This window comes from Actinoplanes sp. NBC_00393, assembly GCF_036053395.1.
Lineage (GTDB): Bacteria > Actinomycetota > Actinomycetes > Mycobacteriales > Micromonosporaceae > Actinoplanes.
Genome location: NZ_CP107942.1, coordinates 5,713,625 through 5,732,280 on the forward strand (window position 1 = coordinate 5,713,625; position 18,656 = coordinate 5,732,280).

Here is an 18,656-nt window from a genome sequence, read left to right on the forward strand (position 1 = left end):
GTGAATACAGCCATCCGTCGTGGCGCCGCTGCAGTCGGCGCCATCGTGCTGTCGGTGTTCGGAGTGGCCACCGGCGCCCAGGCGGCGCCCGCCGAAGCAGACGTTCTCGCAGTTCCCGGCGCCGAGGTCGTGCCGGACAGCTACGTCGTCGTCCTGAAGTCCGGCAAGGTCGCCCGCGCCGTCGCCGCCGAGCACAAGGCGGCGGTGGCTCACACGTACGCCAAGGTCTTCAACGGTTTCGCGGCGACCATGTCGGCGCGCAAGGCGCGGCAGGTGGCCGCCGACCCGGACGTCGCGTTCGTGCAGCCCAACGTGATCCACCGGATCTCCGACACGCAGACCAACCCGCCGTCCTACGGCCTGGACCGGATCGACCAGCGCAACCGCCCGCTCAACCAGGCCTACACCTACAGCACGACCGCGTCCAACGTGCACGCCTACATCATCGACACCGGCATCCGGACCAGTCACAACGACTTCGGTGGGCGCGCCAGCAGCGGATTCGACGCCATCGACGGGGGCACGGCCGACGACTGCAACGGCCACGGTACGCACGTCGCCGGAACTGTCGGCGGCACCGCGCACGGCGTGGCCAAGGGCGTGCAGCTGCACGCGGTGCGGGTGCTGAACTGTGAGGGCAGCGGCACGACCGCGCAGGTCGTCGCCGGCATCGAGTGGGTCACCGCCAACGCCGTGAAGCCGGCCGTCGCCAACATGAGCCTCGGTGGCGGCGCCGACACTGCCCTGGACAACGCGGTCCGCGCGTCGATCTCCTCCGGCGTCAGCTACGCGATCGCGGCCGGCAACGGCCTGTTCGGCCTGTTCGCCCTGGACGCCTGCACGCAGTCCCCGGCGCGCGTCGCGACGGCGCTGACCGTGTCGGCCACCAACAGCAGCGACGCCAAGCCGTCCTGGGCCAACCGCGGCACCTGCGTCGACGTGTTCGCGCCCGGCATCAGCATCACGTCGGCCTGGTCGACCAGCAACACCGCCACCAACACGATCAGCGGCACCTCGATGGCCGCCCCGCACGTGGCCGGCGCCGCCGCGCTGTACCTGGCCGGCAACACCGGCGCCACCCCCGCCCAGGTGCACGCCGCGATCGTCGGCAACGCGACCACGGGCGTCGTGACCAGCCCCGGTTCCGGCTCACCGAACCGGTTGCTCTACACGGGCGCCTTCTAGGAGCACTACTCCCCCACAGTGCTGGGGAGGCCAGGGTGCGGTCCCACCCGGCCTCCCCACACTGTCAAAGCCGCGCGGGTCCAGCCGGTGGCGATCAGGAAGAGCGCGGCGGCGTACGTGGTCATCACCAGCACGCCGTGCGCCGGCGGCCGCATGCCTGCGGCGCCCAGGCCGATCAGCAGGTCGGAGACCAGGAAGAGCAGCCCGCCCAGCGCGACCCGCCGGGAGACCCCAGCCGCTGCCGCAGCCATCGCGGTCAAGGCCAGGCTGTAAATCGCGATGGGTACGCGCAGAGCGCCCAACCTCTCCCCCAGCACCAGATTCGCGACCGCCCACAGCAGCCCGTACCCGGCGAAGGCCCACCACAGCGGCCGGGCCCGGCGCAGGAACGCGACGATCAGGCTGATCTGCGTGCCGAGGAAGAACAGCATCCCGATCAGGAACGCGGTGTCCCCCGGCACGAGCAGTGCGATGTCCCCGGCGGTGGCGAAGACGAACGCGACGACCACCACGTCCGGGCGCCCGTGCCGCAGCAGGTGCCAGATGAGCAACGGGGCGAGCAGCGGCTTGGCGACCCACTGCAGGGCGGTCCAGTCCGCGGCCACCGCGACGATCTCGACCGTCGCGGCGGCGGCGAACAGCTTCAGTGGCAGGTTCACGAGGCGGGCTGCCAGCCGGGACGGCCGAACAGGTAGCCGGCGCGGTGCCGCCAGTTCGAGGTGGACCGCAGGTCACGCCAGATCGCCGCGTACTCGTGGGTGGCCACCTTCAGCGGGTTGTAGGTCTCGATGTTGGTGGTCAGCCCGTACCGGACCCGTTCGCCCTCGGGTTCGAAGCTGCCGAACATCCGGTCCCAGATGATCAGGATGCCACCGTAGTTGCGGTCCAGGTACGGGTCGTTGGCGCCGTGGTGCACCCGGTGGTGCGACGGGGTGTTCCAGAACCATTCGATCGGCCGGGGCAGTTTGTCGATGCGCTCGGTGTGCAGGAAGAACTGGTACGCCAGACTGATCGACTGCTGCAGGAAGATCATCCACGGCGGGAAGCCGAGCGCGGCCAGGCCCAGCCAGAACGGCAGCGCGGTCATCGGCGTCCAGCTCTGCCGCAGCGCCGTGGAGAAGTTGAAGAACTGGCTGGAGTGGTGCACGACGTGCCCGGCCCAGAAGACACGGACCTCGTGGTGCAGCCGGTGGAACCAGTAGTAGGCGAAGTCGTCGGCGAAGAACAGCAGCACCCACACCCACCAGTCGGTCGGGTCGAGCTTGAGCGGGCTGAGCACGTAGAGGCCGGCGAAGAGCACCGCGGTGAACAGCTTCCACGGCACGCCGATGACCTGGCTGCCGATGCCCATGGACAGGCTGGTGGCGGTGTCGCGGGCTTCGTAGCCGCGCTCCTCGTCGTCCGGCAGGAACCGGAACGACAGGAACTCCATGACGATCAGCAGCAGGAACGCCGGGACGGCGTAGAGGACGGCGGGAATCATGGGCGAGGGGTCCCATCGGTTCGGCGGGCAGGGGTGATCAGCGCGACGCCGGAGCAGCGTCACGCTGGCTTTGCGGTCGTTCCTCCTGCCGCGGTTCCGGCTGCGGCGGGAGGACGGGATCAGGGGCGTGGCGTTCGGGTCTCGGCGGGCACCGCGGCGGTGAGCAGGGCGCGGGCCACGCCTTCAGCGCCGGCCGCGTCGCCGGCGGTGATCAGTTCGGACAGCCGGCGGTGCGCGGCGACATCGAGCAGTTCAGCGGTACGCCGGTGCGGCGGCATGTGCCCGACGGCGAGTGCTCCGGCGGTGAGGCTGTTGAACGCCAGCAGGTAGGCGATGTTGCCGGAGCCCTCGACGATCCGCCGCCACAGGGCCAGGTCGGCCGTGGCCATCCGGGCCAGGTCGGGGACAGCTGCCGCGTACGCCTCCACAGCTTCGGCAATCGCCTGCCGGGCCGGTGGCTCGGCGCGTTCGGCGCAGAGCCGGGCCGCGTCGGCGCCGATGCAGGCGCGCATCTCCAGCACGTCGCGGTTGAGGGTGGCGACGGGCAGCACGTCCCCGGCGGCGGCGAGGGTCATGGCCAGGTCGAGGCCGGCGGTGGCCCGCCAGTCCTGCACCCGGGTGGCGCCGCCCTGGCTGACCCGGACCAGGCCGAGCTGCTGCAGCCGGCGCAGCGCCTCACGGATCGCGTGCCGGTTGACGCCGAAGGTGGTGGCCAGTTCGCGCTCGCTCGGCAGCGGGTCACCGGCGGCGTACCGCCCGGCGACGACAGCATCCCGCAGCCGGCCGAACACCTGGTCCGACACGGACTCGCGCGACAGTGGTTCGAACGTCATGCCCGGCAGTGTGCCCGCCATCACAGCAACCCGTCAACTGGTTGGACCAGTTACTTGATGAGCGCTCGAGCAACGGCCCGGCGAGCGGGTGGCCCGCCCTGCTCGAAACCGATGCCGGCGGCGCCCCACGTACCCTGCAACCATGCCGCGGCCGACCACCTCCGTTTCCCGTATCGAGCAGAAGCGACGCACGCGTGTCGCCCTGGTCCAGGCCGCACGCGGCCTGCTGGTGACCCAGGGGTACGCGACGACGACCGCCGAGATGATCGCGAAAGAGGCCGGGGTCTCGCGGGCGACGTTCTACCTGCACTTCCGGTCGAAGGCGGAGATCGTCGTCGAGCTGATGCGCAACGTCGAGCCGGACATCGTCGCCGACTTCCAGCGGCTCGGCACGATCGACCCGACCCCGGCAGCGGCCGAGTCGTGGCTGCGCGGCCACGCGCAACTGTGGCGCCGCTACCGCATGGAGTTCACCTCGATGGAGCAGGCCCTCGCGAACGAGCAGGCCGTCGCCGACGAGTGGTTCTCGTTCTACCGGCGGCTGGCCGACGGCATCCCCGGCGTGATCGACCGGCTCGTCACCGGCGGGCTGAGCCGGGAGCGCGCCGAGGCCCGGCTGGTCGCGCTGGTCATGACGATCGACCGCGCCTTCCACTTCACCGTCGTGCGGGACCGGCCGGACTTCTTCGACGCCGTCGTCGCCGAGATCGCCGAGGCGCTGGCATCCGCACTGTCGGGTTCGCCCAGCATCGCCTCACGGGAGACCAACTTTCGCTAGACACTTGTCAACTGAGTGACTTCTGAGGCACGCTGTGGCCCCGCTCACAGCGCGGCTCCACCGCGCCGCGCCTCAGACCCTGCGAGGACGACGATGTCGCAGACCCTCAGTCCTTCCGTGCCGCGAACGGTGCCGTGGCGCCGCTCCGGCCTCCTGATGGCCCTGACCTTCTCCGCACTGCAGATGCTCAACGAGATCGGCACGATGGTGGCGATCCCGCTCTACGGCTCGATGAGCCAGGAACTCACCCTGTCGCCCGCCCAGACCACCTGGGCGCTGATGAGCACCACGATCTTCGGCGCCGCCACGATCGCCCTGCTCGCCAAGGCCGGCGACCGCTACGGTCACCGCCGGCTGATGATCTACAGCGTGGCCGGCATCATCGCCGGCTTCGTGATCTCCGCGCTCGCGCCGAACTTCCTGGTCCTGCTGATCGGCCGCGCGCTGACCGGCATGATGGCCGGCCAGGCGCTGTGCATCGGCATCATGAACGACCGGCTGACCGGCACCGACAAGCGCAAGGCGATCGCGATCATCGCGGGCGGCCAGGCGATCGGCGTCTTCTGCGGGTTCTTCCTCGGCGGGATCATCGTCGAGGCGGGCGGCACGTTCCGGCACGCGTTCTGGCTGGGTGCGGCGCTGACGCTGGTCAGCCTGCTGGCGTTCCTCGCATGGGGCAGCGACTCGGACGCGCTCGAGCGGCACGCCGCCGGCCGCCCGCGCATCGAGGTCGCCGGGGTGGTGCTGCTCGGCATCGGCCTGACGCTGCTGTGCGTCGGCATCTCGCAGTCCACCGCCTGGGGTCTTGGCGACTGGCGGACGCTGGCCTGCATACTCGGCGGCCTGGCTGTCATCGCCCTGTCGCTGCTGGTCGAGGCCCGGGCCACGCACCCGCTGCTGGACGTGCGGGAGCTGGCCGGGCGCAATCTGACTCCGGCGTACGCGGCCTTCCTGACCTTGGGGGTCTGCGGCATGCTGCTGTTCAACGCCGCCATGGCGTTGCTGCAGATCCCCGGCACGCTGCCGCTGCCGACCGGCCCGCTGCAGATCGGTCCCGGCTTCGGGTACACCGCCCTGCAGGCCTCCTTCGTGTTCCTGCCGATGACCGCGGCCGGCCTGGTCGCGGCCAAGGTGATCCCCGGCCTGCTGCGGCGTACCTCGGCCCGGACCGGCCTGGTCCTCGGCGGCCTGCTGATGGCGGTCGCGTTCGCGATCCTGCGGGTCGACCACGCGCACGTCGCGACCATGCTCGCCGCGATCCTGATCTACGGGTTCGGCTACACCACCGTGCTGTCGACCGCGGTCTCGGTGATCGCCGTGGAGGCCAAGGAGGGCAAGGGCGCCGGCACCGCGTCGCTGTACGTCTCCATGGCCCTGGCGGCGTCGTCGCTGGGCGCGGCGATCTTCGCGGCGCTGCAGAACTCGTACACCGGCCCGGCGCTGCTGCCGGACGGCTCGCCGATCCCAGGGCTCCCACCGCTGCCGCAGGCCGCGCTGTTCGACCACGCCTTCGTGATCGCTGCGGTCGCCGCACTGGTCGCGGTCGTGGCCGGTCTGGTCCTGAAACCGACCCGAAACTGAGTGGAATTCGGCCGCACACTCACTAGACACATGTCTTGTGAGTGTGCGACCGTCGTCACACCCCGATTTCAGAGGAGCAACCCCATGCGTTTCGCGGACAAGGTCGTCTTCGTGACCGGAGCGGCATCGGGCATGGGTCACGCGGTGGCCCGCGCCTTCCACGACGAGGGCGCCCACGTCTACGGCGCCGACATCTCGGCCGACGCGCTCAAGACGGCCTTCGACGACCTGCCCCGGGCCGTCCCGCTGGCCTTCGACATCGCCGACAGCGCCGCCGTCGACGAGGCCTTCGCCCGCGTCGGCGCCGACCACGGCCGGCTCGACGTGCTGGTCAACGCGGCCGGGGTGAACGCTCCCGGCCGGGCCGCCAACGAGGCCCTCAACGCCGAGAACCTCAAGGTCTTCGAAGCCATGAAGCGCGGCGAGCAGCACCACTCGGAGTTCATCGAGCACACCAGCGACGACGACTTCGACCGGGTGCTGCGGATCAACCTGTACGGCACCTTCTACGCGATGCGGGCCGCGGTTCCGCTGCTCAAGGCCAACCAGGGCGGCTCGATCGTCAACTTCTCCTCCGCCGCGGCGCTGATCGGCGTCGTCATGCCGCCGTACTACCCCGCGTCCAAGGCAGCGGTCCTCGGCCTCACCCGCGAGGCGGCCACCGAGCTCGCCCCGTTCGGCATCACCGTCAACGCCCTCGCGCCGGGCGCCGTGGACACCCCGCTGTTCCGGCAGACCGACGAGGAGTTCCGGCAGTTCCTGATCGGGATGCAGCCGATCCGGCGGGCCGCCGACCCAGCCGAGGTCGCCCGGCAGGTGCTCTTCCTGGCCGGTCCGGACGCCGCCTACCTCACCGGGCAGACCATCTCCCCGTCCGGCGGGCTGGTGATGGCATGAGCATCGACCGGGCAGCCGTCCAGCGCCTCGCCGACGAGATCAACCGGGACATCGAGCGCGGGGCGTACGACGGGGCGAACGTGATCCTCGCCCGCCACGGCGAGATCGTCCTCGACCTGACCACCGGCTGGGCCGAACGCGCCACCAACCGGTCGCTGCGCCGGGACGACGTCTTCCGGGTCCTGTCGCTGACCAAGGGCTTCACCAACGTGCTCGCGCTGCGGGCCGTCAGCGAGGGCAGGCTGGCGCTGTCGACCCGGGTCGTCGACCTGATCCCGGAGTTCCTCGGCACCGACCCGTTCCACATGCTGCGCAAGGACCGGATCAACCTGGTCCACCTGCTGACCCACCGCTCGGGGATGCCGCCGACGCCGAACCCGGGGCTGGGCCCGGACCGCTTCGGCGTGCTGGCTGACGTTGTCGCGGCGCTCGCGAGTGTGGACGTGCTGTTCGAGCCGGGTACCAATCTCAACTACGCGCCGGCGATCAATCACGCGTTGATGGGTGAGATGGTGCGTCGTGCGTACGGTGCCAAGAATTTCCGGGACCTGGCGCGGGACCTGCTCTTCGACCCGGTGGGCATGGCCGACACCGCGTTCGGGCTGCCGGCCCGGCTGGCCGGGCGGGCCGTGCCGCTGAAGGCCTACCTGCCGGAGGGTGGCTTCCTGCAGCCCTCGGACATCGAGTGCCTCAACGAGCACATCACCGAGGACGCCGAGATGCCGTGGGTCGGTGCCGTGTCGACCGTGGCGGACGTGTTCGCGTTCGCCGAGATGGTCCGCGGCAACGGGCCGCGGCTGGTGGCGCCCGCGGTGATGGACCAGGCCACCACGCTGCAGACCGGGGACATGCCCAACGATCTGTACGCGGCGATGGCGCAGGCCCGCGGCTGGGAGATCCCGAAGGGCAACTTCGGACTCGGCTTCTCCCTTTCCGGGACGGGCACCGCGCCGAGCTTCTTCGGCCCGTTCACCTCGCCGCGCACCCACGGCAACTACGGCGCCGGCTCCTCGCTGTTCTGGGTCGACCCGGAGCGCGACCTGACCTTCGTCTTCCTCTCGGCCGGCGTGATGGAGGAGAGCGAGAACGTCGCCCGCTTCCAGAAGCTCTCCACCATGGCCGTCGCCGCCGCTCGGTAAGGACCGTTATGACCGACCTGAAACGATGCCCGGTCGCGCACGGCTTCGACGCCATGAGCGACGACTACTACACCGACCCGTCGATGCACTTCGCGAAGGTACGCGACGAGCACCCGGTCTTCTGGTACCCGTGGCTGAACGCCTGGATCGTCACCCGCCGCGAGGACGTGCTCAAGGTGCTCGGCGACTGGACCGAGTTCTCCTCCGCCGGCAACACCGCGAGCATCCCGGTGCCGGAGAAGTACCAGCACATCGTCCCGCCCGGCCTGATGTCCGAGATGATCGTCGGGATGGACCCGGACGGTCACACGGTTCACCGCGGCGTGGCCCTGCGCGGTTTCACCGTGGCCCGGATGGAACAGTTGCGGCCGCAGATCGAGGAGCGGGCGCACCGCATCATCGACAAACTGGAGCAGCAGGGCTCGGCGAACCTGATGGAGGAGTACTGCCTCGAGCTCACGACCCAGACGCTCTGCGCGCATCTCGGTCTCGGCTACGAGCACGACCCGATGATGCGGCGGCTGCGCAACGCGACCGGGCGGGTGCTGTCGTCGGCGCAGGAGCAGATGCCGCCGGAGATCATCGACGAGGTGTGGGAGGTGTTCTCCTCGTCCTTCGCCGAACTGTCGAAAGTGGTCGCCGAGCGCAGGGAGAACCCGGGCGACGATTTCATTTCTGAAATGGCGGCTGAGCGTACGCTCTCCGTCGCGCAGATCGCGCTGAAGGTGTGCGAATTCGCCCTCGCCGGGGCGGACACCACTGCCCAGGCGATGACGAACGCCGTGCTGTTTCTCGCGGACAAGCCGCAGTACATCGCGGAGGCGCTGGATGATCCGGCGCTGTGGGCCAATGTGTTCGAGGAGACGATCCGGCGGCGGCCGTCTTCGCCGTTCGCCTCGCGTCAGGCGACCCGGGACATGGAGATCGGCGGCGTCTCCGTTGCGGCCGGGGACATGATCTGGGTGTCGCTGGCCAGTGCCAACACCGATCCTTCGCATTACGAGCGGCCGTTCGAGTTCGATATTCACCGGCCTGACCCGGCGGACCACCTCGCGTTCACGGCGGGGCGGCACACGTGCCTGGGGCAGGCTCTGGCGCGGGTGCAGGGTGCGACCGGGCTGAAGGTGCTGTTCGAGCGGCTGCCGTCGGTCCGGCCGGTGCCGGGGTTCCCGCTGGACTTTATCCGGATGGCGTTGCTGCCGGTGCGGGCCAACCTGCCGGTGACCTGGGATCTCGCGGACATCGAGCGGTCCAAGAAGCGGGTCAAACGGGGGATGGATCTGGTCGTCACCGCCCGTTCCGAGCCGGCCGGCGACGTCGTGGCGTTGCATTTCGCGCACCCCGACGGCGATGCGCTGCCGCCTTGGGAGCCGGGGGCGCACGTCGACGTACGGATCCCGGTCAGCGACGGTGTCGTGGTGCGGCAGTATTCGCTGTCGTCGTCGCCGGCTTCCTCCGCGCAATGGCGACTCGGTGTGCTGCGCGAGCCGAACGGTCGCGGTGGTTCCGCCGGCATCCATTCCTTCGCTGTCGGCGACGTGGTTCGGGCGGGCTGGCCACGCAACAATTTCGCGCTGGTGCCGTCGCCGCGCTACGTCTTCGTCGCCGGTGGCATCGGGATCACGCCGATCCTGCCGATGCTCGCGGCGGCGACGGCTGCCGGAGCCGAGTGGACGCTGCACTACGGCGGCCGGAGCCGTTCGTCGATGGCGTTCTGCGAGGAGCTGGCCCAATACGGTTCCCGGGTCGTCCTCACCCCGCACGACGAACACGGGCTCCTGGATCTGGCCGGCATCTTCGCTTCCGTCAGCCCGGACACGCTGGTCTACGCCTGCGGCCCGGAACCGTTGCTGACCGCCCTCGAAGAAGCGCTGTCGCACTGGCCGGAAGGCACACTGCACACCGAACGTTTCGCACCCAAACGCATCGCGCCGAGGGCTGACGTCGCTTTCGAGGTCGAGTTCGCGGCGTCGGGGGTGACCGTCACGGTGCCGCCCGGCCGGTCCATCCTGCAGGCCGCTGAGGAGCAGGGCATCACCGCTTTGTCATCGTGCAAAGAGGGCACCTGCGGCACCTGCGAAACCCGAATCCTGTCCGGCGAGGCCGACCACCGCGACTCGATCCTGACCCCCGCTGAACAGCGAGCCAACCAGTCCCTGATGCTCTGCGTCTCCCGGGCCGCCCCCAGCTGCCCCAAGCTGATCCTCGACGCCTGAACCCCCTCGGCTGACGCCCACCGTCGTATCCCGCCACCCGAAACAGCCCTGGCCGTCAGCCAGTTCCCCCGGCTGACACCCACCGTCGTATCCCGGCCGCGGAAGCAGCACTGAGCGTCAGCCACCTGCCGGGCTGACCCACACGGTCGTATCCCGCCGCCCGAAGCAGCGCTGGCCGTCAGCCAATTCGTCCGGCTGACGGCCAGCGCGCTTTCGGCGAGCGGGATGCAACGCTCTGCGTCAGCCCGAATCTGATCAAGGTGGCCGCAGCATGGGATCAGGCCGAGGTTGGGTGCGTGAGGGCCAGCTGACGGGCCGATGGCCAGCCGGCGGATCTCAGCTGGGCCGGCGGGCCTCGGCTGGGCCGACGGGCCTCGGCTGGGCCGGCGGACCTCGGCTGGCGCTGACGGGCCTCAGCTGGGCCGGCGGACCTCGGCTGGCGCTGACGCACCGAGTGCGGCTTTGATCAGGTGCCTCACAGCCGGACGGCCGGGCTCAGCTGGCACTCACGCATGGAATGAGGCCGCAATTACATGCGTGGCGGCCAGCCGGCGCCCCTCGGCTGGCACTCATGCATCGAATGCGGCCGCAATTAGATGCTTGAGCGCCAGCCGGGCGGCCGGCGGGTTGGCTTGATCTTGGAAGAGGTCCGCGGGTGGGCTGAGGAAAGACCAGGCGGGCGCGGATGTCGATCACCACTGCGGGCGGCGGCGAGGGCGTCAGCGGTCGACCTGGACGAGGTTGGGGTTGGCCAGGAGGAACGGGGCCACCCGGTCTTCGGCTACGGCGGTGAAAAAAGTCTGCACCTCGGCGGGGAACTGTTCGCCTCGGTAGGTGCCGGCCTCGAACAATGGGGCGCCGGGCAGGTCCAGGGTGGTCAGGTCCTTGATGCTCAGGTTCTTCAGCTGTCGCAGCCATTCGGCTACGGAATGGCCTCCGCCGACCACCGTGAGGGAATCGCCGGCGGCGGCCATCACCGGGAGCAGCTTCGCGGGGTTGCTGCGGATCTTGCGGGTCACCGCGGTGAGGAACTGGCGCTGGTGGCGCTGGCGGTCGTAGTCGCCGCGGGGTAGGCCGTAGCGCTGGCGGACGAAGTCCAGGGACTGCCAGGCGTTGAGGCGCATCGGTTTGTCGCTCTTGGGATACAGCATCTGCGGGCCGGTGTACGGGCGCAGGCATTTCTGGCCGGCCTGGCACGAGGGCAGGCGGTCGCGTGGGGTGCCGTCCGGCTTGCGGTGTTCGGAGGGGACGTCCTGGTCGATGGCCAGTTTGACGCCGCCCATCGCGGCGACGACCTTCTGGAAGCCGCCGAAGTTGATGATGGCGCCGGCGTCGAACTTCGGGATTCCGGTGACGTTGCGGACGGTCCGGGAGAGCAGTGTGTAGCCCTGGGCGGGGCTGGGGTTGCCGCCTGCGACCGGGCTGCCCAGGGCCATCGCGGCGTTGATTTTGGCGGTTTGGGCGGGGGTGCCGGTGGGGGCGAAGGCGGGGATCTGCACGACCAGGTCGCGGGGCAGGGAGAAGAGGTAGGTGGTGTGCCGGTCCGCGGGGATGTGCGCCACCAGGATGGTGTCGGCGAGCGGGATGGTGTGCGATCCGCGCGGGTCGATGCCGACCAGCAGGAAGTTCAGCGGGCCGGCGACGGCGGCCGTCGGCGAGGCCAGCACGACCGCCGCGGGCACGGCGACGGGAGCCAGCAGGAGGCAGCCGGCGGCGATGCTGAGCCGGGCCCACAGCGGGGTACGGCGTTTCGCAGATCTGTCCACTTGAGGGTTACCTCCCGTTTGCGACCGATAAGCGATGATTACACGGTTCGGTCGGTCGGTGAGGGTTGATCGACCATCTGCTCAAGCCCGGCGGCCGCCGGGCGACCCGGTGTTGCAGGTGGTCGCGCGGTAGCGAAGGACTGTCCGATACTCGTACCGATGAAAAGCGCCGAACATGAAGCACACCGACGCCTGACCGCGTTCGGTCATCAGTTGATCGAGGTGCACGTCTGGCTGCGGGATCTGCTGGACGATCTGGCCAACGGCCTGGACGGCTATTTCGCCGGGCGAGGGCTGCCGGCCACTGATCTGCGGGCGCACTGCCTGGCGTTCTGTTCCGCGCTGACCCGGCATCACACCGGCGAGGACCGTGGCGCGTTCCCGGCGATCGCCGAGGAGTTCCCCGAGTTACGGCCGGTGCTCACCGAGCTGCGGACTGATCACAATCAAATCGAGTGGCTGCTCGGGAATCTGCGCAAGCTGCTCGACGGACTGCCGGAGCAGCCGGATCCGGCGGCGGAGGCCGCGGTGCGCGCGGAGCTGGAGGCGTTGTCGGCGGTGCTGCAGACGCACTTCATCTACGAGGAGAAGAGACTGATCGCCGCACTGAACGGCATGTCCGTGCCCGAGTGGCGGGAGCAGCGGCCGGCGTTCCTGCTGCACGACGACTGAGGTCGAGCTGCAGGTGTTCGGGCAGGCGGGTGCCCTGAGGGTCCAGGTAGTGCACGTCGGCGACGCGGGCGGTGCCGCCGTCGGGCAGGGTGATCAGCGAGCCGGGCGGGGCGACCGTGTCGGGCGGGCAGAAGACGATGCCGTCGGCGACCATGCAGGGGCCGACCGGTACGGGTGGCGCGTACCCTCGGGTGCCCTTGACCGCCGCGACCTCGACGGTGCAGGTATCGTCCGCGTGCAGTATCGCGAATTCCAGCCAGTTCACCGGTCGCCCTCCCGTGTCGGTTGGCCTTCATGATGAACATTTCCCGACGGCGGCCCGCCTAATCGGCGAGCCGCCCCCGAAGTTGATCAGGCCAGGTTCTTGCTGGTGACCGTCCAGCGGGTGCCGGAGCACAATCCGCAGTTCGGGCCGGTGAAGAGGGCACGGGCGCTCTGGTCGCCCTTGAGCTGCCACCTCAGCCAGGCGGAGCCGACTCGGCCGTACTCGCCGCCGTTGGTCTCGGCGAACGTGCCGTAGTGACCGACCGGCAGGTGCCCGAGGAAGGCGGGCAGTCCGGCGGGCAGGCGGCCGTAGTCGTCGACAGCGTTGGGGTACGCGATGTCGTCCGGCCCGCCGGTGAAGTAGGCGACCGGGGCGTGCAGCCGGGTGAGCTGGGCGTTGTTGCGGTCGCTGAGCAGGCCGCTGTTCCAGAACACCGAGGTGTCGACGCGGCTGTCGGCGCTGGCTTCGACGGCTTCCAGACCGCCGCAGGACTGTCCCATCACCGCCACCTTGGTGGTGTCGATCTTGCCGCGGTAACGGGAAGCGAGCCGCGTGTTCTCGGCGATCGCCCAGTCGATGGCGTCGATGAGCATGTCGGCGTCGGTGCTGCCGGTGCCGCCGGGCCGGCCGTTGGCGATCACCAGGAAGCCGTGCGAGGCGAACTCCTTGAGGATGTTCTCGAACCAGGTGCCGTCGGCGCGGCAGGCGCCGTTGCCCCAGACGACGATCGGCAGCAGCCCGGCCGGGAGCGTGTCGGGGCGGTAGATGGTGTGGTTGTAGAGGCGGATGGTGGTCTCGTAGTCGGCGGCATAGGGGCCGGAGCCGCCCGGCGCGGCCTGAGCCGGACTCGCGACGGACAGCCCGGCGGTGACGATCAGCAGAAGCACGAGAAGTCGTCTCATCACAGAGACAGTCGTCGATGTATTGCCCTCGCGAATCGGCGAAATCGCCGGTGCCGTCAGCGCTCGATGTGAGCCACCGGCGCGATCACCAGGTCGTGCATCCGCCAGTCGAAGGAGCGGACGAACTCCTCGAGGGTGGCCAGCCGCTGCACCAGGCAGTCGGTGTCCGGCCGCGGCACCACCAGCAACTCCCCGACGAACACGTGCCCCTCGTCGCGCAGCCGCAGCCAGGCGTCGGCGATCCAGTCGTGGTCGCGGACCGCGGCGAGCAGCTGGTCCGGCAGCGGATGCGGCCGGCTGCCGTCCACCACCCGCGGCCGGTCGTCCATCAGGTCGGCCACCGCCCCGCGGGTCGTGCGCACACCGTCGCGCACGATGTCACCGCCGATGACCAGCGCCGCGACAGCGTCCGCCCACCACAGCCCGGCACCGATGCCGAGCACGCCGAGGATGGCCGCGCCGGCGGTCAGCCAGTCGGCCCGGTTCATCTCGGCGTCGGCGAACAGCACCTTGTCGTGGAGGTCCCGCGCGATGCGCTGCTTGATCCGGCCGAGCAGGATCGCCGGGACCATGGTGGCGAACAGCACCGCGATCATCAGCCAGCCCAGCCAGAACGTCTGCCCGAACACCTCGACCAGCCCGATCGGCGCGCGTTCCCGGGCGAGCAGCCGCATCGCCGAGTCGTAGACGACGTAGGCGCCGAGGCCGAGCAGCGCGACCGAGCCGGCCAGGAACGCGACGCTGACCGAGCGGTGGTAGCCGTACGGGAACCGTTCGGTGGGCCGCCGGTCGCGGTAGCGGGCGGCGATCAGGAACGCGGCGGGCGGGACCAGGCCGAGCATGTCCTCGATCCAGGCCGCCTTCATCGCCTGCGACTGCCCCAGCGTCACCGCGAGCAGACCGACCGCGACCAGGAAGAACACGATCGTCCACCACTCCAGGCGGACAGCTTTGCGGTGCAGGGCGGCCTTGTCCGGCGGCAGCTCGAACCGGTCGTAGGGCTTCACTTCTCCGCCTCCGCCAGCAGCGCGGTCACGTCCTCGTGCCGCAACGAGAGCAGGAACCGCTCGACCTCGACCTGCCAGCCGTTCTCCCCCGGCGGCACCGCCCACACGTGGTCGGCCGAGCCGGTCTCATGGCCGGTCTCGCGTAACCCGAGCTCAGCGACGCGCCACTCGCCGACCACCACCGGTAAACCCTCCTTGCCGGTTATCTCGGGAACGGCGACGACCTGCGCGTCCTCGGCCGTCATCACGGCCACCTCGGCGGTGCCGGCCTGCACGGCCACGCGTACCCCGGCGAGGTCGTCCGGGACCGTGGTGCCGGCCGGTGCCGCCACCAGCGTGCGCATCGTGACATAAGGCCTGGTCAGCGACGCCTGCTCGATCCACGGCGACTTCGCGTCCAGCCCGCCGATCACCAGATCGAGGACCCGGTCCTTCAGCGCCGGCATCAGCGCGGACTCCGAGCCCGGATACCATTCGACACGCGCCTCCAACCGCTGCGCCAGCCGCTTGACCAGCGCAACCTCGGCCCCGGCCGGCTCACCGGAATCGGTGGTCCGGGTCCACGGCTCGTTCTCCGCGACACCCACCCGCAGCACCCCGCCACGCACGTCGGCCAGCGTCTGCCCGGTGTCGCGCGGCCAGCCGCACCCGCCCAGCAGCCACAACACCGCGGCCAGGGCCGCGACGATCCTGCGCATCCCGCCTCCCAAACCCCCGAGGTCAAAGGCTGCCACAACCATTCCGGGTACGCGTATGCGACTCACCGCCGCTTGCGGGACGCGAGCAACTGCCATGCCGGGCCGCAGCGCGGCCGCCGGGCTTGAGCAGGGCTGCCGCTCAGCTGTCGGTGAACGCGTCGTACCGGATGCGGGTGGACGGGATGCTCATCTCGGCGAGCCGGCTCAGGGTGGCCCGCACCATCGGCGCGGCCCCGGAGACGTAGAAGTCGTGGTCGCGCCACGGGCCGTGCCGGGACAGCACGTCGTGGATCTTGCCCTGCTCCCCCCGGAAGCCCGGCTCGTCGCTGACCGCCCGCACGATGCTCAGCCACGGGTACCGTTCGGCGATCCGGTCCAGGTTCTCCTGGTCGTAGAAGCCGTCGCTGCGCCGCTCGCCGCGGAACAGGTGCACCCAGCGGGTCCGGTTGTACTTCACCAGCTCACCGAGCAGCGCCTTCGCCGGGGCCAGCCCGGTGCCGCCGGTGACCAGCACGACGTCGCGGCGCGACGCGGTGTCCAGCGTCATCGAGCCCATCGGAGCGGCCAGGCGTACCGTGTCCCCGGCGCGCAGCCGGCGCACCAGCGCGCTGGACACCCACCCGGCCTCGGCCGCCCGCACGTGGAACTCCAGGGTGCCGTCCGGCTGCGGACTGTTCGCGATCGAATAGGTGCGCCACATCCGCGGCTTGTACGCGCACTCCAGGCTGACGTACTGCCCGGCGCGGAACGTGAACGGCTGCCGCGGCCGGCAGGTGAACACCGCGATGTCGGCGCCGCGCCGCTCGTGGCTGAGCACCTGCGCATCCCAGTACGGCGGCTCGTCGTCCTCGGCCGCGCCCGCGATCATCTTCTCCGCCATCAGGTCGTAGACGTCGCTCCAGACCTGCTCGTAGACGTCGTTCCACCGCTCGCCGGCGTGGGTCCGGATCGCGTCGAGCAGACACACCTTGACCTGGGCGTAGTGTTCCGGCCGCACGTCGTACTTGCGGTGGTCCCGCCCGAGGGAGCGCAGGTGCTCGTCGAGGCGTACCGGGTCGTCACACATCCGCACGGCCGCGACGATCGCGGCCAGCAGCCGGTCGCGTTGCACCTGCATCTGCACCGGGAACATCTCGCGCAGATGCGGGTAGGCCAGGAACAGCCGCGCGTAGAAATGCTCCACTACCCGGTCGCTGCGGTCCTCGACCAGGCTCCAGCTCTCCTTGAGCACGTTCGTCAGGTCAGCCATCGCCCTTCCCCGGCGGTCGGTCACGGCATCGGTCGACGCTGATCAGCGTCGCCGCCCCCGCCGGGTGCCGCCGCACACCGTGTGCGACGGGCACTCAGTCATAACGGGCGAACCTGTGGGACCCGGCCGGAAAGGACTCCCGTTGACCACCTCCCAGGGCGAGCGCATGCTCCAGGAAACCCTCGGCACCCGCCCGCGCGCCGAACGCTTCTACCGCCGGCAGATGCTGGACCACCTGAACGAGCCGATGCGCGAGTTCATCGGCCGCCAGCGGATGATGTTCCTGGCCACCAGCGACGGGAACGGCGCCTGCGACAGCACGTTGCGTTCCGGGCCGCCCGGTTTCGTCACCGTCCTGGACGCCCACCGGCTGGCCTGGCCGGAGTACCGCGGCAACGGCGTGCTGGCCAGCCGCGGCAACATCCTGGAGAACCCGCACGCCGGTCTGCTCTTCGTCGACTTCCTCGACGAGGTGATCGGCCTGCACGTCAACGGCCGGGCGTCGCTGGCCTCCGCGCTGCCGGACGTCGCTGCCACACCGGGACGCCGTGTCGAGCAGTGGGTGGTCGTCGAGGTCGAGGAGGCGTACATCCATTGCGCCAAGAACATCCCCCACCTGCAGCCGGTCACCGACCGCCCACGCCCGCTGTCGCGCCGATCCGATTTCTTCTCGGTCGCCCGGGCCCGCCCGGCGGTGCCGGCGCCCCGGGCCCGCCGTGCGGCCCTGCATCTGCTGCTGCGTCAGCTATGGCGTCACCGGTAGGTCGTCTTCAGGATGTCGTCGTCGTCAAGACGTCGTCCAGGAACGCCAGCACCGCCGGTCCTGCCGGGTCGACCAGGTGGCCGCCGGGCACCCGCTCGTGGCGGACCCGCGGCAGGATCTCGGCCAGCGCGCGGTCGGCCGCCCGGAACGCCGCCGGCGAGTCATCCGCCGAGATCAGCAGCGTGGGCAGGGTCAGCCCGGCCAGACTCGCGGCATCCGGGACCGTCCAGTCACCGTTGATCTCGGCGAGCACGGCCGGCCCGTTGCTGCGGAACAGCTCGTGGATCTCGGCCGGCAGTTCCTTCCAGCCGTCGTCGCCCAGCATCTCCCGGGCGAAACACTCGGCCGCGACACCCGGCCCGTCCGCCCGGGCGATGTGATTGATCCGGCCGGTCACCGCCCGCCACCACAGCCGCATCGACGCCGACAGCGCGGGGATGGCCGGTTCCAGCAGGATCAGCGCGGTCGCCACCGACGGGCAGCGCCGGGCCAGTTCCAGCGCCACCTCACCGCCGTAGCTGCGGCCCACCATCACGGCCGGCAGCGCATCCAGTTCACGCAGCAGCGCGTACGCATCATCGGCATGCTGCCCGACCCCGGTCCGCCCGGACCCGGCCCCGCGTTCGCTGCGCCCGCCGCCGCGCCGGTCGTAGAGAATCAGCCGCCCCCGCGCCGACAGCTCCGGAACCGCGCCCTCCCACAGCCGCGCCGAACTCCCGGTCCCGTGAATCCCCAGGATCGGCGGCCCCGCCCCGTACTCCTCATAGCACAGGGTGACCCCATTCACCCTGACCGTAGCCATGCCTGCACAGTACGCCGCCGCATCGACCCCCATCAGATCTGTTGGGCGACTCAGGCGCACGTCACACAGCAGCGGGCGAACGGCCGCGCAACGAGCCGCTCCTCGGCGATCGGCTGTCCACATCGTTCGCAGATGCCGTAGGTGGCCGCGTCGACCCGGCGCAGCGCGTCGTCGACCTCGGCGATCCGCTCCCGTGCGGCGGCCAGCAGCGCGGTCAGCTGGGCGCGCTCGAAACCGATGGTGGCGCCCTCCGGGTCGTGTTCGTCATCCGCATTGGAATCCCGCGACGCCACGAACAGCGCTTCCAGATCGCGGGCCAGGATCGCCGCCTCGGCTTCCGTGCTCGCCCGTAGTCGCAGCAGCTCATCCCGCACCATCTCCGCAGCCTAACGAGGGTGCCCCCTGCCGCACGGCATGATC

At 70.3% G+C, this 18,656-nt stretch carries 18 protein-coding genes; 8 read left to right on the forward strand and 10 right to left on the reverse strand.

All coding sequences use genetic code 11. The features are described from left to right. Positions 1-1,185: a S8 family peptidase gene (locus OHA21_RS26640; RefSeq protein ID WP_328478235.1), complete on the forward strand. Its 1,185-nt coding sequence runs from the start codon at positions 1-3 to the stop codon at positions 1,183-1,185. Between the two features lie 5 nt (positions 1,186-1,190). Here the strand turns inward: OHA21_RS26640 and OHA21_RS26645 are convergent, their stop codons facing one another. From OHA21_RS26645 to OHA21_RS26655, 3 genes are all read right to left on the reverse strand, one after another. Next, positions 1,191-1,844, reverse strand: coding sequence for a lysoplasmalogenase (locus tag OHA21_RS26645; protein ID WP_328478237.1), 654 nt, complete (start codon positions 1,842-1,844; stop codon positions 1,191-1,193). Further along, positions 1,841-2,668: a sterol desaturase family protein gene (locus OHA21_RS26650; RefSeq protein ID WP_328478239.1), complete on the reverse strand. Its 828-nt coding sequence runs from the start codon at positions 2,666-2,668 to the stop codon at positions 1,841-1,843. The genes OHA21_RS26645 and OHA21_RS26650 overlap by 4 nt, the downstream gene beginning before the upstream one ends. 119 nt (positions 2,669-2,787) lie before the next feature. Continuing rightward, the gene (locus tag OHA21_RS26655) at positions 2,788-3,501 is read right to left on the reverse strand and encodes a FadR/GntR family transcriptional regulator (RefSeq protein WP_328478241.1); all 714 of its coding nucleotides are present in this window, start codon (positions 3,499-3,501) and stop codon (positions 2,788-2,790) included. A gap of 142 nt (positions 3,502-3,643) precedes the next feature. Between OHA21_RS26655 and OHA21_RS26660 the strand changes: the two genes are divergently transcribed. The 5 genes from OHA21_RS26660 to OHA21_RS26680 all read left to right on the forward strand — a co-directional run bounded on the left by OHA21_RS26660 (position 3,644) and on the right by OHA21_RS26680 (position 10,112). Next, positions 3,644-4,279, forward strand: coding sequence for a TetR/AcrR family transcriptional regulator (locus OHA21_RS26660; protein WP_328459269.1), 636 nt, complete (start codon positions 3,644-3,646; stop codon positions 4,277-4,279). Between the two features lie 117 nt (positions 4,280-4,396). After that, positions 4,397-5,860, forward strand: coding sequence for an MFS transporter (locus OHA21_RS26665; RefSeq protein WP_328459272.1), 1,464 nt, complete (start codon positions 4,397-4,399; stop codon positions 5,858-5,860). Between the two features lie 84 nt (positions 5,861-5,944). Then, entirely contained in the window at positions 5,945-6,757 is an 813-nt protein-coding gene (locus tag OHA21_RS26670) for an SDR family NAD(P)-dependent oxidoreductase (RefSeq protein WP_328459274.1), read from the forward strand. After that, complete coding sequence (locus OHA21_RS26675; protein WP_328459276.1) at positions 6,754-7,896, forward strand: serine hydrolase domain-containing protein; 1,143 nt, start codon at positions 6,754-6,756, stop codon at positions 7,894-7,896. Before OHA21_RS26670 ends, OHA21_RS26675 begins: the two co-directional genes overlap by 4 nt. 8 nt (positions 7,897-7,904) lie before the next feature. Beyond that, positions 7,905-10,112 carry a cytochrome P450 gene (locus OHA21_RS26680; RefSeq protein ID WP_328459278.1) on the forward strand — a complete coding sequence of 736 codons (2,208 nt, stop codon included), beginning with the start codon at positions 7,905-7,907 and terminating at the stop codon, positions 10,110-10,112. 719 nt (positions 10,113-10,831) lie between these two features. On the opposite strand, the gene OHA21_RS26685 is transcribed toward OHA21_RS26680, so the two are convergent. Beyond that, positions 10,832-11,878: an LCP family protein gene (locus OHA21_RS26685; RefSeq protein WP_328459280.1), complete on the reverse strand. Its 1,047-nt coding sequence runs from the start codon at positions 11,876-11,878 to the stop codon at positions 10,832-10,834. A gap of 159 nt (positions 11,879-12,037) precedes the next feature. On the opposite strand from OHA21_RS26685, the gene OHA21_RS26690 reads away from it, so the two are divergent. Continuing rightward, complete coding sequence (locus OHA21_RS26690; RefSeq protein WP_328459282.1) at positions 12,038-12,550, forward strand: hemerythrin domain-containing protein; 513 nt, start codon at positions 12,038-12,040, stop codon at positions 12,548-12,550. Between the two features lie 351 nt (positions 12,551-12,901). On the opposite strand, the gene OHA21_RS26695 is transcribed toward OHA21_RS26690, so the two are convergent. From OHA21_RS26695 to OHA21_RS26710, 4 genes are all read right to left on the reverse strand, one after another. Next, a complete protein-coding gene (locus OHA21_RS26695) occupies positions 12,902-13,717 on the reverse strand; it encodes a poly(ethylene terephthalate) hydrolase family protein (protein WP_328459284.1) in 816 nt (271 codons plus the stop codon). 56 nt (positions 13,718-13,773) lie between these two features. Then, a complete protein-coding gene (locus tag OHA21_RS26700) occupies positions 13,774-14,724 on the reverse strand; it encodes a cation diffusion facilitator family transporter (protein WP_328459286.1) in 951 nt (316 codons plus the stop codon). Beyond that, entirely contained in the window at positions 14,721-15,422 is a 702-nt protein-coding gene (locus OHA21_RS26705; RefSeq protein ID WP_328459288.1) for a transporter substrate-binding domain-containing protein, read from the reverse strand. Before OHA21_RS26705 ends, OHA21_RS26700 begins: the two co-directional genes overlap by 4 nt. 139 nt (positions 15,423-15,561) lie before the next feature. Beyond that, entirely contained in the window at positions 15,562-16,671 is a 1,110-nt protein-coding gene (locus OHA21_RS26710) for a globin domain-containing protein (RefSeq protein ID WP_328459290.1), read from the reverse strand. A 142-nt stretch (positions 16,672-16,813) separates the two neighbouring features. Here OHA21_RS26710 and OHA21_RS26715 point away from each other — a divergent pair, with 142 nt between their 5' ends. Continuing rightward, positions 16,814-17,434, forward strand: coding sequence for a pyridoxamine 5'-phosphate oxidase family protein (locus OHA21_RS26715; RefSeq protein ID WP_328459292.1), 621 nt, complete (start codon positions 16,814-16,816; stop codon positions 17,432-17,434). Between the two features lie 7 nt (positions 17,435-17,441). On the opposite strand, the gene OHA21_RS26720 is transcribed toward OHA21_RS26715, so the two are convergent. Further along, positions 17,442-18,236: an alpha/beta fold hydrolase gene (locus OHA21_RS26720; protein WP_328459294.1), complete on the reverse strand. Its 795-nt coding sequence runs from the start codon at positions 18,234-18,236 to the stop codon at positions 17,442-17,444. 50 nt (positions 18,237-18,286) lie between these two features. After that, entirely contained in the window at positions 18,287-18,613 is a 327-nt protein-coding gene (locus OHA21_RS26725; protein ID WP_328459296.1) for a TraR/DksA family transcriptional regulator, read from the reverse strand. Positions 18,614-18,656: the final 43 nt, after the last annotated feature.

Coding starts and splice junctions, on each gene's coding strand:
- OHA21_RS26720 (WP_328459294.1), bottom strand. CDS start 18,236: ATGGCTACGGTCAGGGTGAATGGGGTCACCCTGTGCTATGAGGAGTAC.
- OHA21_RS26725 (WP_328459296.1), bottom strand. CDS start 18,613: ATGGTGCGGGATGAGCTGCTGCGACTACGGGCGAGCACGGAAGCCGAG.
- OHA21_RS26710 (WP_328459290.1), bottom strand. CDS start 16,671: ATGGCTGACCTGACGAACGTGCTCAAGGAGAGCTGGAGCCTGGTCGAG.
- OHA21_RS26680 (WP_328459278.1), top strand. CDS start 7,905: ATGACCGACCTGAAACGATGCCCGGTCGCGCACGGCTTCGACGCCATG.
- OHA21_RS26695 (WP_328459284.1), bottom strand. CDS start 13,717: ATGAGACGACTTCTCGTGCTTCTGCTGATCGTCACCGCCGGGCTGTCC.
- OHA21_RS26650 (WP_328478239.1), bottom strand. CDS start 2,668: ATGATTCCCGCCGTCCTCTACGCCGTCCCGGCGTTCCTGCTGCTGATC.
- OHA21_RS26690 (WP_328459282.1), top strand. CDS start 12,038: ATGAAAAGCGCCGAACATGAAGCACACCGACGCCTGACCGCGTTCGGT.
- OHA21_RS26660 (WP_328459269.1), top strand. CDS start 3,644: ATGCCGCGGCCGACCACCTCCGTTTCCCGTATCGAGCAGAAGCGACGC.
- OHA21_RS26675 (WP_328459276.1), top strand. CDS start 6,754: ATGAGCATCGACCGGGCAGCCGTCCAGCGCCTCGCCGACGAGATCAAC.
- OHA21_RS26670 (WP_328459274.1), top strand. CDS start 5,945: ATGCGTTTCGCGGACAAGGTCGTCTTCGTGACCGGAGCGGCATCGGGC.
- OHA21_RS26655 (WP_328478241.1), bottom strand. CDS start 3,501: ATGACGTTCGAACCACTGTCGCGCGAGTCCGTGTCGGACCAGGTGTTC.
- OHA21_RS26705 (WP_328459288.1), bottom strand. CDS start 15,422: ATGCGCAGGATCGTCGCGGCCCTGGCCGCGGTGTTGTGGCTGCTGGGC.